The sequence below is a fragment of the Clostridium sp. CM027 genome (assembly GCF_024730565.1).
Classification (GTDB): Bacteria; Bacillota; Clostridia; order Clostridiales; family Clostridiaceae; genus Clostridium_AD; species Clostridium_AD estertheticum_B.
The window spans coordinates 3,242,586-3,254,587 of sequence record NZ_CP077725.1 but is presented as its reverse complement, the minus strand read 5'-3'; the positions used below and the strand labels follow the sequence as shown (position 1 = coordinate 3,254,587).

Below are 12,002 nucleotides of genomic sequence, written 5' to 3'. Positions count from 1 at the left end.
TATGAACTTTCTCCTGCGTGGTTTGAAATAACAGGTTGAAACGTCAAAGTTATCCACATTATTTTTCGCAAGCTATTCCTCTATAATAAAAAAGAGAAAAGTATATAATACTTATTAATGCATTATAAGTATTATATACTTTTTTTGCGCATAAAAATATTTGTTAGCAATCCTGGTAAGTTGGGATTAGCTTATGAAGGAATTTAACGACATTTCAGCTCCGCAGGAGATGCGTTAATACAAAATTTATAGAAAATACACAAAGCAAACAAAATAGACATTATATTGACACCTCGTTGACACTCGCAATTGCTATGATTAAAAGATAGAATCTATAAAAATAAATTAATGAGGGAGATATTAAAATGAAAATTATATCTATAAAAACCAAAATTCTATCTGGCTCACTAACAGTTGGAATACTTTTATCATCTGCGAGTACAGCTTTCGCAGCAACTTCTAACCCATTAAATATTGGTAAAAAAGCGCCTTTCACAAATGAATGTAAAAAAATAGACACTAAAATAAAACAGGGTTTAGGCGCAAATGTTGAAAACCTTGTAACTGCTAATACTATAACTCAAACTGATGCGAATAAAATTAAAGCTGTACTAAATAGATCTGAAGGTTCAGAAAAAACTAAAACTATTACTACTCAAGAAAATAAACTATATATGGATAGTAATAAGATAACTCATATAAATCCTTTAACATCCCTTGTAAGCAACGGAACTATAACTCAGGATCAAGCCGATAAAATTGTACTGAAGCAATTACACCTATACCACACTAGGGTGTTACATAGTTTACTTTAAAAATCCACTCAATATGAACTTTCTCCTGCTTGACTCCAAATAAGAGGTTGAAACGTGAAATTCCATTAAGGAATTCTAATCTTTTCGAATATAAAATTCCCTGGCGCTCACATTCGGCATCCTGCTTCAGGTTCGCTAGCCTGACTTCCTGTCAGGCTCACGAGAATTTTACATTGGAAAAGAAGAATTTCTAAATGAAATTTCAATGTTTCTGCTTCTCTTATTTGGAATCACTTCCGGAGAAAGTCCATACTATTATGCATATCTATATCCACAGGTTGGATGAAATCTAAGGGCAGAAAAAAAAGTTATCCACATTATTTACCACAAACTGTTTCCTATATAATAGAAAAGGGGCTTGCCAAGGGTATTCCTAGCATGCTCCTGATTTTATATTTAAAGATTTATTTTCAATCATTAACCATATAGAAAATATAATTTCAAATAATATCATAACTATTGAAACCACCACCGCACTAAACATAATTCCGATAATAAGTGTAGTCAGAGATATAAGTACAGACATCACTAAATATGCCTTTGATTGATATAACCATCCAAAAGGCAGCAAATGTGCGCCGAAGATAATTGCCAAAACCATTACCATTTTATCTGGAACTGTTGGGTATACCCACATAGCAATTAGTATATATAGAAATTGATTACATGAAAATAAAACCCCTAATTTATTTAAAGGATTATCACTTGTTGAGAACTCTGCTTTTATTATCCTTGAAATCATATATGAAAGTGAATCTAGTTAAGTTTAATTAAATCCAGTTAAATATAGGTAACTTTAACTAACTGCTTAACAACACGTATAAATCAACTCTACAAAACAAAATATTCACTTAATTATACTATCATTACCGTAAATTGAATATAGTAAAAAGGAATGTAGTGTTTTACCCGAAACCCTCAATAACATCATAAAGACTATTTATATGTATTTTGTTAAATATTTGAAGTTAATATTGATATTCTGTATACTATAGTAAATGTCTCAATAGTATACAGAAGTTAATTACTATTAATGGCCTTTATAGGGGGAGTAAATATGAAAATATGGCAAAGACATGTATTAGGAATAGCTGTAGTTCCAATAATTTGGGGTATAATAGTTGATTTAAAATATGGTCACATTGCTTCATTTATAACAAGAGTAATAGGTGTAACTTTAATTGCACTTTTGTTAGAAACTGTATATGAAAAAGCTTCCAAATAATTTTGAACTACTTTATAAAAAGGAGATTTTATTTTGATTAATAAAAAAAACATATATTATATTATATTTTTTGCATCCTTATTTTCAGTTGGATTATTTACTTTTATAGCAGCCCATTTAGATAATATTGGATTTGGAATTATATATATAAAAATCCTAAGATCAATTGGTAACACATTTATTGTTATTATCGCAATTTTAGAATTTAATAAACATAAACTTATAAATAAAGATAAAAATATTGTAGTGTCAATTTTTATTTTATTTGTTTCAATTATTAATTTTATAATTATTTGGTTTTTATAGGAATAGTTCCTTAGAAGATATTTTTTATTTATTTATTTTAAAATTGATAAAAACCCCTGTAAAGTATGTATATAATACTTTATAGAGGTTTTTATACTTATTTTCCTTTTAAGTTGAAATCCAGAACTTTTGACAGCGAATTTATGTCTCCTTTAAATGGGAAACAAAGTAGTTTGTTTTCATTTTCAAAAACCATAAGAAATGGTGCTTCACTTTCGGGTATAATTATATAAACTTCATTTATAAGTGCGTTTAAACATTCTCTCTGTACCTTTACAGGTGGATCAAGCGGGATTTTAATTGCATAACCATCATCTGTAAGAGGGTCACTTTTAGCATAGATATTATCAACATTCTTTATAAAGTTTGCAACCATATTATGAATTTCTGGATTTAACTGAACTACTTTCACCACCTTTCCTTGCTTTGGATCAAAAATTTCAGCATATTTTAATCCTTCAGCATGAATCACTGTTGAATTCAACAGTATAATAAATAAGAACATAACTGACAGTGTTTTTTTAATCATAAACATCACCCATTTATTAATGTTCCCATAATGAATTGTAGTTATGTTACAGGGATTCATTTAATAAAAAAATTTAAAATTTATTTATCTAAAATCACCGCTTTTGAATATTTAAGAAACCCCTCATCCATATTTAAAACTATCATTCCTGTTTCATTCAAATATTCAACATATGACCTAAGCATTCTTACTATTGTTGTATATCTATACTTGCTTTTTACATTAATATTAAAGCTTATAATAACAGCCTTTAGAATATCCTCCATTGTCATAGTACCATCTATGACATTATATATTCTTAATGCTCTATCCTTATAAAAACTTATATTGTCAGCAATAAGTCCTGTAATATCATCAAATATACCTTTGTGTGCCACGACATATTTGCTATATTTTAGATCATAAAGTTTTAATTTACTTAACAAATCCACACTCAGTATATAAGCGTAAGGCATTTTAGCCCCCCTCATGACTTCATAGCTTATGAGTGAATCTCCCAAATATGCAACATCATCAGGAGTAGTAATGCATATATGTGCAGGACTGTGCCCTGGTGTATGAATAATTTTAAATTTAACACCACACACAGTTACGCTATCTTGGTTGTCCAAAATCATAATATCTGTTTCACAAACCATATCTCCAAAATGCTCTAGAACATCGGATAATGTTTGGCTACTGTAATAGAGCTTTAGATTAACCGTTGAACTGCAAATAAGAGCTTCATAGGATGGCATAGCAATAATACAGTTATATTTTTCCTTCAAATATGCATTATTTCCTACATGGTCTATATGAGCATGACTGCAAATTATGGCGACTACCTTAAAGTTGTTTTTTAAAAGAAGTTCATCTATTCCTTTTCTTTCTCCTTGTGCCCATCCTGAATCCAACATAATAATTTCTTCATGATTAATTTTATAAAAAGGTATGTATGTCATCCCTGTATCAATACAAAATGTATTTCCCTTTATTTCTTTTATCTCCATATATTCACTTTCTTCCTTTTATACTCATTTATGTGATTACCTATTAATGGCTATGTATCTAATATATAATGTAATAGAAAACATTATAACAAAATACCTTAGATTTCTCTAAGTCATTTTGTTATTTTATAAACTATTATTTTACTAAAGTAATACGTTCCAGTGTTAAAAAACTGTATGGTGCTGCTTTATCATCATCAATATAACCAGTTTCTTCTTCTCTAATATTCCACTCCAAATAATTCAGCTCTGGGAAGAATACCTCAGCATCATATTCCTTATGCACTTTTGTTAAATGTATTTTGTTACAATGGGGCAATAATAACTTATAAATCTCTCCTCCCCCTATAACAAAATATTCTTTACTGTCTTCTAAAGTTTCTAATAATTCTTCCTTAGAATTTAAAACAGTAACTCGTTCATCATTTACTACAAAATCCTTATTTTGAGTAATAACTATATGGTGTCTTTGAGGAAGAATACCCGGAAGAGATTCAAATGTCTTTCTTCCCATTATAATAGTATTTCCACTTGTAATCTGTTTGAATCTTTTTAAATCTTTTGAAAAATGCCAAAGTAATTTATTATTTTTCCCTATAGCAAAATTTTCTCCAATAGCAACAATACACGTAAGCATTATACAGCCACACTCCCCATATTTATTTTCCCAAGGTGTTTATAATCTATTAGTTTAACATCTTCAGGCGTAAAGTCATAAAAGCTTTTAATTTCTGGATTAATCCAAATCTTAGGTGCTTCTAAAGCTTCTTCTTTTCTTGAAATCTGTAATTTTAAACCTTCAATATGATTTTCATATACATGTGCATTATTTATAACATGAGTAAATAATCCTGCTTTGAGTCCTGTAACATGTGCTATCATATGAACTAATGATGCATATTGACTTGTGTTAAATGGAATTCCGAGTGCCGTATCTCCAGACCTTTGTATTAACATACAATTCAGCCTTCCATCAGTTACATCCCACATAGTTAAAAAACAGCAAGGTTGAAGCGCCATTTCAGGAAGATCTTCTATATTCCATAAGTTCATCATCATTCTTCGGTCTTGAGGATTCTTTTTTAAAGCCTCAATAAGTGTATCAATTTGGTGATACTTAGCTATTTGAAAACCATACGCCTTCCCTATTGTGCCATCTTCCAAAGCCCATTCATCCCATATATGTACATTTTGTTCTTGAAGTTTTTTAACATCATTAGATTGGTCTTTGAAAATCCAAAGCAATTCTTTTACTGCAGTTTTAAACGCAACAAATTTAGTCGTTAATATTGGAAATTCTTCTTCTAAATCAAATTGCATAATTTGGTGAGGAAGTTTTAAAGTTGCAACCCCAGTACGATTTTGGTCATAATATCCTTTTTTAATAATTTTCTCTGCCATTTTAATATATTGTCTATCCATTTCATTTGACATAATTTATCATTAGTGAGAAAGTATCCATTAAGTATCCAAGCCCACTAAATATTCACTTCCTTTCTATATTTCTTTTTTATTATATAGCTCAGCCTTTATTTAGACTTTTTTAATATTAACGACTCTTTTTTCCCATTCCATTCTATCTTAACTAACATATCCCTATCAGTAGCTTTTGGAAGTCCTGCCGTCAGTTTCAATATGCCAGCATGCACCTTGCTATTATGATTTTTAAATTCGCCACTTTCTCCTTCATTATACGTATCTATAGAGTATTTAACATCTTTTACCAACTTACCATTTATCCCAGTGTACTTAAATGTATAATATGTGTCATGTGAGTTTTCATTACCATCGATTTTATACCCTACAGCCCAATTTGGACTCTTACCTTCATAATTAATTAAAACATCTTCAATGTCTAAACGTAAATTATTTGCAAGTCTAGAAAGTGCTTTGCAATTACTTTTGTCATTAGGATTTATAACTATATAATGTAAATAATTATATATAAGTTCCCTCTTTTCAGTAACAGCTTTCCACCTACTATTAGTTGTATTATTTTCTGATATACAGGAATTAAGTTCATTTATCGCGTTAAATAATTCATTACTATTCTCAACATTAGCATACGAAGTCGAATTTAATAAATTCAAAGCTGTATGTAGGTTAGATGCAGCCTTTATATAGTAATATTTTTTTTCATTCTCGTTTAGTTTACTGTAGTCCTGTGCAAAACAAGTTTGGGTTTGAGATAAACTGGATATAAATAATTCAGTCGCAGTTTTTTCTTGCTGCTTTAAACTAAGAAAATTATAAGCCCCAAATATCAAACTAATTATTAAAGCTATTATTAATAGATGCTTTTTCTTCATTAGAATTTCACCTTTCATACAAATTATATTTTAGAATCTAAACAAAAATTTTTTTTTTAATATTATGATATATTAAGTTACAATTGAGTTTTAATTATAACATAAAGTATGCCTTTATATCATACATACTCTTCCCTCATCAAAACAACACACTTGTCATTTTTTTATAAATAAAAATTGTTGATTCGTGTTTTTAAATTTTATTTTAAATTGCTTTGGCTATAAAAGATATTATATGTGCTGCTGGAACTAATAAAAGCTGGGCTAAAATAGTACCCACTATCAATCCTCCAACAATAAAAATTATACATCTATCAAATTGCAATTGACTACATTCTCCTTTTAGTACATCGTCTGTCAGAATCGATATATATGGATCTACGAATATAACCATAAGTATTGCTGCCATGCCCGTTATCACACCTGATAATGTACTGCATGTACTTCTTAGTTCTGGATTTAAACATCCTGCATACAATGATGCTAAAACACCAACAGTTAATATTGAAAAGGCTATGGTGTTAATTAAAACTATTTTCTTAGGTATCATTTTAAAACTTTTAAATTGTCCCAAATTTTCTTTTCTAGGTTTTGTAACACTACTTTTAAACTGCTCTATTCCTGATTTTGAAAACGAGTGTAATAACAATTTAGCTATAGAACGATTATAACTAAATGATTCTACAAGTTTTCCAAAAATTTTTATAAATGTTGGCATGAGTGCTGCGCCAATAATTGTTGCTATTGTTGTAGAAAATAGAATCCATCTAAATGTAGATAATAAACTTTGAGGGTCCCCGGCTTTTATAGTCTCTTCAATCCTTTTAGCTAGTAATGGTGCTTGTACTGTATTTGCAGTTCTAGAAATTAACGAAAAAATATTAAATACCGCAAAAGATACCGCTATTCTTCCCGTTCTTACACCAACAATTCTTACAGAATAGGCCAGTGTTGAAATTATGGAAATGACAACCGTAAGAATTAAAACAATTATTACTTGTTTAGACATATACTCCCCTCCGTCTTCCTTAATTTTTCTTAATATACTATTACGTCTTTGTTTCATTATATCGAATTTCAATAAACATTTCCAATATCATTATCATTAAACATATATATATTCATGATATAATATCTAAATGTGTCTTAAAATCATAAATAGGTAAGGAGATATACATTTGGAAATTATAAAGTCAGTTTTCTATTTTGTGCTAGCAGGTATATTTGAAATAGGCGGAGGATATCTTGTTTGGTTATTTTTACGCGAGGGTAAAAGTCTTTGGTATGGAGTTGTAGGCTCGATATTATTGATATTATATGGCATTATTCCTACACTACAGCCTCAAAATGCTAACTTTGGCAGAGTATATGCAACTTATGGGGGAATATTTATTGTCCTTTCAATCTTGTGGGGATGGAAAGTTGATAACGTACTCCCAGACAGATTTGATTTAATTGGCGGAGGCATTGCACTAATTGGGGTTATTATCATTATGTATGCTCCAAGAGGATAGAAAAGAAAAAAGTATATATTACTATTAATGCATTCACTTCACTAAGAACTACAATGCATTATACGTAATATATACTTTTTTTGCTCAAACATTCTGTACCCATAGGCAATTTCGTCATAAAATACCATTTTGTTAGCAGACGTCTCTATGATTTTTTATCCACTCAGATATTTTTTTCTGTTCTAATTCTCCTTTTGCTATACCTAATCCTAAATCCATTAATTCCTTTTGTGTAAACAATAATTTAATTCCATTATATTCCAATAAAATTAACATTACATATATGCCTGTTCTTTTGTTTCCATCTATAAACGTATGATTATTTATTATGCTATAGCATATATTAGAACATTTTTCCTCAATGCTTTTGTATAAATCTTCTCCACCAAATGTTGTTTTTGAGTTTTCAATTGATGATTTTAAAAGTTCCATATCTCTTATTCCATTTGAACCACCAGTAGCCAATATCAACTTTTCATGCAGTTTCAATACATATTCAATTGTTATATACTTCATTTAGCTAACTCATTAAATGCTTCTAAATTTTCAAATAATATTCTATCGGCAATTTCATCTAATTTTTCTTCCGATGATATTGACTCTTTACTAAACTCCTCAAAATCTAAAAGAATATATTTAGGTTTATTATTTTTCATTATAACTACAGATTTGTCCACATCTACTAATTTTGCTATTTTAGAAAAATTCTGATTAGCTTCTGATATCGAAACTATCTTTTGAGTGTTCACTAACATATTTATCCCTCCCATTATTTTTAGTTCTTATATACTTATTATATCATGTTTAGGATAAATTTAACCTAAATTTTGAAATTTATTATTTTATTTAAATTTTTCTTTTAAATCCTTTAAAGATATAAGTAACTCCAATACCCCCAAAAGCACCTATTGCATACCAATTAGCATTTCCTGTAATAAGTCCAATGGCTGCCCCTACCATCATACAACCAATCATTAGCCCACTACCTTCTTCATCTTCTTCCCTTTCATCATCCACACTATCAGTACACCCTGTATTTTTATCCTTCACTAGATCATCTAACGTTATTTCAAATAAATCACTCAATATTATAAGTTTGTTTATTTCCGGATACGTTTGTCAGACTCCCATTTCGATATTGACTGACGAGATACATTTAATACCTCTCCAAGTTGTTCTTGTGACAAACCTTTTTCTTTTCTTAACGTTTGTAATTTTTCTGAAAAACTCAACTTCATCACCCCACCTAAATAATACCCTAACATCAGCTAGCATACTAGCAATTTCCATTTGCTTTCTTGTCAACTTACGGTTGCAATTACTATAGCAACCTAAAAGCGACTGTTTGTTAATATAATTACTCTTCGCTAATACCGTTTTTCTCTTACTCTCTTCATGGTAATAATTACTCAAAAGTAACTGTACCCACTAAAATTAAAAATGGAAAGAGCATAATGTGAATTTTTAGACTTAATTCTTTTTCTTAGAGAATGCTAACAAAAGTATATATTGCGTAGAATGCGTTCGAACACTTAGCGACGTGAGCGCATTTCAGCAATATATACTTTTTGTTATAGCATTCTCTAAGGCTCTGAAATTTTTAAATTATTAATGTGCAATCCCTGAATCAACCTTTTGCTTTGAATTAATGTAAATACTAAGGTCTTCTATAATATATTCTCTTCCAGTGGTATGCAAAGCTTCATAGCTCGCATCAATATAATCAAAAACACGATATCTGTTAAAAAACTCTAAAGCTTCCTTGCCTTTTAAACCTTTTTCATTTTTATAATTTTCTATACAATATACTAAAAAGTCTAATTTTTGTTCCATTTTATGCCTCCTCTGGAAAAATAATTTTACCTGTTTTTATTTCTTCAACATAGAGACTATAAAGGGTAGGCACACTTAAATGCCAAACTTTCGTCTCCTCTTGCTCCAGCTTTTCATAAAGCTTTGATGAATAAAAATTATTTAATGCATCCTTATCAGAAATATTCATCTCTTTGGCAATTATTTGTACCAAGCGAGATACGATCACTTGTAAAATAGCTTGAAATTCTTTCGATTCACTCATCATATATCCTCCTCTATATCAGTATTTAACTGACCAATATAATGCAAATAGGTCAATGCCTTCTCTGTACAAAAGGTAACTTGATCATATAATTTTTTAATCTTCAATCTCTTGAGAGTTTCTTCTCTATCCAAGAGTCCTGCTTCATACAAACTGAAAACCCTATATATAGTATCATCAGCTACTGCTCCAATTATCACATCATACTGTTTTCCGCTATACATACCCTGTCTATTAGAAAAAACAAAATCCAGCCAGTCTCCATCAAGCTCGTCGAATTTTAGCACTTCAACTATATTTTTTATGTTGTCAAAATCAATCTCATACATACTAACTGCTTTAGTTTTACTATCATTTCTAAGCATTACTTTATGGGCAAAACTTATTGCCTGATTTTTATTTGTTGTTGTATAAAAACCTGTACCAAAATCCAATGTTCGTTTTGGTGTTAATAAAATAGGTCTCTCAACAATCACATTGCTACCATGGTATACAATCATACACGTCCTCCTATAACCTTTTGTATTAATCTATTTTCTTTTTTTAACTCAGCAAGTATATTTTTAATAATATATACAACTTATAATAAAATCATAACATGTTTTCTACATATTAGCCACAATATATTTTACTAATAATGGGAGTTACATACCGTAACAAAGCGAAAAATTTAATGATTCTCTTAATCATTGATTTTATTGATACCATACGCATCGGCGATAATAAAAAATATAATATTGATTTTAAAATTAGATCTTTATGTTTGTCTTTATCTCTATTCCTTATCTTTCAATATAAACAGCTCTTCAACTCTAACATCTAAATACTTTGCTAACCTCATAGCTAATTCTAATGTTGGATTATACTTATCATTTTCTATAGCTATAATTGTTTGGCGAGTAACCCCTAAATTATTAGCCAATTCCTCTTGCGTTAATTTATAACTTTTACGATGTTCTTTGATGCTATTTTTCATGATATTTCTCTTTGAAGTTGTGAAGTATTATCCCTTTAGTTATGTTATAAATAATGAATACCACTCCAATTATTATAAGAGGTAATCCTAATTTTCCACTAATGAAAATGTCAATAACAGCCCATATGATAAGAAATATATTAATATAAAGAAAAGTTACACTGATAGCTTTATCTGATACTTTCCGCTCCCTTTCATCCATAAATCTGAATCCAGCAGTTCCACTAATTAATGATTCCCTCTTTCCTCCAAAACGCTTATTGAATATTGCTTGAGCAGCAAACATAAACAAAATTTGTGTATTCACTATAAAGGCTATAAGTGGATCAAGTGAAATTGAAACATAAATAGAAGAGTTAAATAAATATAAAGGTGGCATCAATATTAAATTCTTATACATAATTGATAGAATACATAAAACCGATATACTCAGTATTTCAAATAAATAAGTATAGCGAACTGCAATGCGTTTAGAGTTTTGTACACGCTCATCTTCTCTTAAAGTCATTTCTAAATCCCTCCTAAATGTTAATACATCTTTACATTTTATTGTAATAATATTTAGATAAATGTCAATGTTTTTTTACATTTATTACCTTTAACAACATTTCATAAGGAAAGTCTCCCACTGCTATAATATATTCTCATCCTGCATATGTGTCATTGATTGCAGTGGAATTGAGAATTTTTAAATATTAGAAATTCTTTTTTTTTAAGTGGTTGGAGGTATGTAAAACAGTTCTAATAATATAGAATTTGTTTTATTTAAGTCTCTCTAATTGTAACGGAAGTACTGCTTGGACTTCCGTTACAATTAAAAAAAGCCTATTTTAAAGGCCTTTCAAAAAATTCTCCTTTAAAATAAAGCTTAACTTAGTACCACCAACAAAATATAGATATTCATTTTATCTATAAATCACCATATAGATAATCAAAGATAAAGATGGTAAAAGTAAAAGTATATTTATTATATTAAAAATATAATCTTTTTTATTTTCATATTCTGCATTTTTAAAAAATTTATTTTTTAGTAACGAATACACAACTACGAATACAACAATTAAAGTAGTATGGTTATATTGAAATTGTTGCCAGGTGGAAAATAAAATTAACAATAAACATATTATTGTGCTGATTTTTTCAAAATAATATTTTTTTTTCATAGTCACCTCACTAAAATCAGTATCTGTTAACGATTATAGACGCCTAATTTAATTCAATTTTAACTAATTTTAACACATTTAAAGTATTTATTCAATATC

The 12,002-nt window shown here is 29.0% G+C and carries 18 protein-coding genes and 1 pseudogene; 4 read left to right on the top strand and 15 right to left on the bottom strand.

Annotation, left to right across the window (positions count from 1 at the left end; genetic code table 11):
• The first annotated feature begins 365 nt into the window (after positions 1-365).
• Entirely contained in the window at positions 366-815 is a 450-nt protein-coding gene (locus KTC92_RS15490) for a hypothetical protein (protein WP_220286150.1), read from the top strand.
• A gap of 373 nt (positions 816-1,188) precedes the next feature.
• On the opposite strand, the gene KTC92_RS15485 is transcribed toward KTC92_RS15490, so the two are convergent.
• Positions 1,189-1,557 (bottom strand): DUF7010 family protein, encoded by a 369-nt coding sequence (locus KTC92_RS15485; RefSeq protein ID WP_220286151.1) that lies wholly within the window; start codon positions 1,555-1,557, stop codon positions 1,189-1,191.
• 315 nt (positions 1,558-1,872) lie between these two features.
• On the opposite strand from KTC92_RS15485, the gene KTC92_RS15480 reads away from it, so the two are divergent.
• Positions 1,873-2,040 (top strand): hypothetical protein, encoded by a 168-nt coding sequence (locus KTC92_RS15480; protein ID WP_220286152.1) that lies wholly within the window; start codon positions 1,873-1,875, stop codon positions 2,038-2,040.
• Positions 2,041-2,073: 33 nt separating this feature from the next.
• On the top strand, positions 2,074-2,346 hold the full coding sequence (locus KTC92_RS15475; protein WP_216302631.1) for a hypothetical protein: 273 nt from the start codon (positions 2,074-2,076) through the stop codon (positions 2,344-2,346).
• Positions 2,347-2,443: 97 nt separating this feature from the next.
• Here KTC92_RS15475 and KTC92_RS15470 read toward each other — a convergent pair whose 3' ends face one another.
• The 6 genes from KTC92_RS15470 to KTC92_RS15445 form a co-directional block, all read right to left on the bottom strand.
• A complete protein-coding gene (locus KTC92_RS15470) occupies positions 2,444-2,875 on the bottom strand; it encodes a hypothetical protein (protein WP_220286153.1) in 432 nt (143 codons plus the stop codon).
• A gap of 80 nt (positions 2,876-2,955) precedes the next feature.
• Complete coding sequence (locus tag KTC92_RS15465; RefSeq protein WP_220286154.1) at positions 2,956-3,864, bottom strand: MBL fold metallo-hydrolase; 909 nt, start codon at positions 3,862-3,864, stop codon at positions 2,956-2,958.
• Between the two features lie 136 nt (positions 3,865-4,000).
• Positions 4,001-4,501: a dihydrofolate reductase gene (locus tag KTC92_RS15460; RefSeq protein WP_220286155.1), complete on the bottom strand. Its 501-nt coding sequence runs from the start codon at positions 4,499-4,501 to the stop codon at positions 4,001-4,003.
• Positions 4,501-5,286, bottom strand: coding sequence for a thymidylate synthase (locus KTC92_RS15455; RefSeq protein WP_375294772.1), 786 nt, complete (start codon positions 5,284-5,286; stop codon positions 4,501-4,503). The genes KTC92_RS15460 and KTC92_RS15455 overlap by 1 nt, the downstream gene beginning before the upstream one ends.
• A gap of 107 nt (positions 5,287-5,393) precedes the next feature.
• The gene (locus tag KTC92_RS15450) at positions 5,394-6,173 is read right to left on the bottom strand and encodes a hypothetical protein (protein WP_220286157.1); all 780 of its coding nucleotides are present in this window, start codon (positions 6,171-6,173) and stop codon (positions 5,394-5,396) included.
• Between the two features lie 205 nt (positions 6,174-6,378).
• Positions 6,379-7,182, bottom strand: a complete 804-nt coding sequence (locus KTC92_RS15445; protein ID WP_220286158.1) for a lipid II flippase Amj family protein — start codon at positions 7,180-7,182, stop codon at positions 6,379-6,381.
• 169 nt (positions 7,183-7,351) lie between these two features.
• On the opposite strand from KTC92_RS15445, the gene KTC92_RS15440 reads away from it, so the two are divergent.
• Positions 7,352-7,687, top strand: coding sequence for a YnfA family protein (locus KTC92_RS15440; protein WP_220286159.1), 336 nt, complete (start codon positions 7,352-7,354; stop codon positions 7,685-7,687).
• A 132-nt stretch (positions 7,688-7,819) separates the two neighbouring features.
• On the opposite strand, the gene KTC92_RS15435 is transcribed toward KTC92_RS15440, so the two are convergent.
• From KTC92_RS15435 to KTC92_RS15395, 8 genes and pseudogenes are all read right to left on the bottom strand, one after another.
• On the bottom strand, positions 7,820-8,203 hold the full coding sequence (locus KTC92_RS15435) for a type II toxin-antitoxin system death-on-curing family toxin (protein WP_220286160.1): 384 nt from the start codon (positions 8,201-8,203) through the stop codon (positions 7,820-7,822).
• The gene (locus tag KTC92_RS15430; protein ID WP_220286161.1) at positions 8,200-8,442 is read right to left on the bottom strand and encodes a type II toxin-antitoxin system Phd/YefM family antitoxin; all 243 of its coding nucleotides are present in this window, start codon (positions 8,440-8,442) and stop codon (positions 8,200-8,202) included. The genes KTC92_RS15435 and KTC92_RS15430 overlap by 4 nt, the downstream gene beginning before the upstream one ends.
• 91 nt (positions 8,443-8,533) lie before the next feature.
• Positions 8,534-8,919: pseudogene (locus tag KTC92_RS18725) on the bottom strand (helix-turn-helix domain-containing protein).
• 376 nt (positions 8,920-9,295) lie between these two features.
• On the bottom strand, positions 9,296-9,520 hold the full coding sequence (locus KTC92_RS15415) for a DUF3791 domain-containing protein (RefSeq protein ID WP_216302624.1): 225 nt from the start codon (positions 9,518-9,520) through the stop codon (positions 9,296-9,298).
• 1 nt (position 9,521) lies between these two features.
• Positions 9,522-9,764 carry a hypothetical protein gene (locus tag KTC92_RS15410; RefSeq protein WP_216302623.1) on the bottom strand — a complete coding sequence of 81 codons (243 nt, stop codon included), beginning with the start codon at positions 9,762-9,764 and terminating at the stop codon, positions 9,522-9,524.
• The gene (locus KTC92_RS15405; protein WP_220286162.1) at positions 9,764-10,264 is read right to left on the bottom strand and encodes a DUF3990 domain-containing protein; all 501 of its coding nucleotides are present in this window, start codon (positions 10,262-10,264) and stop codon (positions 9,764-9,766) included. The genes KTC92_RS15410 and KTC92_RS15405 overlap by 1 nt, the downstream gene beginning before the upstream one ends.
• 275 nt (positions 10,265-10,539) lie before the next feature.
• Positions 10,540-10,740, bottom strand: coding sequence for a helix-turn-helix transcriptional regulator (locus KTC92_RS15400; RefSeq protein WP_165412532.1), 201 nt, complete (start codon positions 10,738-10,740; stop codon positions 10,540-10,542).
• Positions 10,730-11,248 carry a hypothetical protein gene (locus KTC92_RS15395; protein WP_220286163.1) on the bottom strand — a complete coding sequence of 173 codons (519 nt, stop codon included), beginning with the start codon at positions 11,246-11,248 and terminating at the stop codon, positions 10,730-10,732. The genes KTC92_RS15400 and KTC92_RS15395 overlap by 11 nt, the downstream gene beginning before the upstream one ends.
• Positions 11,249-12,002 lie beyond the last annotated feature (754 nt).

What these genes read in the sequence shown, in the direction of transcription:
- KTC92_RS15490 (WP_220286150.1), top strand. Translation starts at nt 366, where the DNA reads ATGAAAATTATATCTATAAAAACCAAAATTCTATCTGGCTCACTAACA.
- KTC92_RS15485 (WP_220286151.1), bottom strand. Translation starts at nt 1,557, where the DNA reads ATGATTTCAAGGATAATAAAAGCAGAGTTCTCAACAAGTGATAATCCT.
- KTC92_RS15480 (WP_220286152.1), top strand. Translation starts at nt 1,873, where the DNA reads ATGAAAATATGGCAAAGACATGTATTAGGAATAGCTGTAGTTCCAATA.
- KTC92_RS15470 (WP_220286153.1), bottom strand. Translation starts at nt 2,875, where the DNA reads ATGATTAAAAAAACACTGTCAGTTATGTTCTTATTTATTATACTGTTG.
- KTC92_RS15465 (WP_220286154.1), bottom strand. Translation starts at nt 3,864, where the DNA reads ATGGAGATAAAAGAAATAAAGGGAAATACATTTTGTATTGATACAGGG.
- KTC92_RS15460 (WP_220286155.1), bottom strand. Translation starts at nt 4,501, where the DNA reads ATGCTTACGTGTATTGTTGCTATTGGAGAAAATTTTGCTATAGGGAAA.
- KTC92_RS15455 (WP_375294772.1), bottom strand. Translation starts at nt 5,286, where the DNA reads ATGGATAGACAATATATTAAAATGGCAGAGAAAATTATTAAAAAAGGA.
- KTC92_RS15450 (WP_220286157.1), bottom strand. Translation starts at nt 6,173, where the DNA reads ATGAAGAAAAAGCATCTATTAATAATAGCTTTAATAATTAGTTTGATA.
- KTC92_RS15445 (WP_220286158.1), bottom strand. Translation starts at nt 7,182, where the DNA reads ATGTCTAAACAAGTAATAATTGTTTTAATTCTTACGGTTGTCATTTCC.
- KTC92_RS15435 (WP_220286160.1), bottom strand. Translation starts at nt 8,203, where the DNA reads ATGAAGTATATAACAATTGAATATGTATTGAAACTGCATGAAAAGTTG.
- KTC92_RS15430 (WP_220286161.1), bottom strand. Translation starts at nt 8,442, where the DNA reads ATGTTAGTGAACACTCAAAAGATAGTTTCGATATCAGAAGCTAATCAG.
- KTC92_RS15415 (WP_216302624.1), bottom strand. Translation starts at nt 9,520, where the DNA reads ATGGAACAAAAATTAGACTTTTTAGTATATTGTATAGAAAATTATAAA.
- KTC92_RS15410 (WP_216302623.1), bottom strand. Translation starts at nt 9,764, where the DNA reads ATGAGTGAATCGAAAGAATTTCAAGCTATTTTACAAGTGATCGTATCT.
- KTC92_RS15405 (WP_220286162.1), bottom strand. Translation starts at nt 10,264, where the DNA reads ATGATTGTATACCATGGTAGCAATGTGATTGTTGAGAGACCTATTTTA.
- KTC92_RS15400 (WP_165412532.1), bottom strand. Translation starts at nt 10,740, where the DNA reads ATGAAAAATAGCATCAAAGAACATCGTAAAAGTTATAAATTAACGCAA.
- KTC92_RS15395 (WP_220286163.1), bottom strand. Translation starts at nt 11,248, where the DNA reads ATGACTTTAAGAGAAGATGAGCGTGTACAAAACTCTAAACGCATTGCA.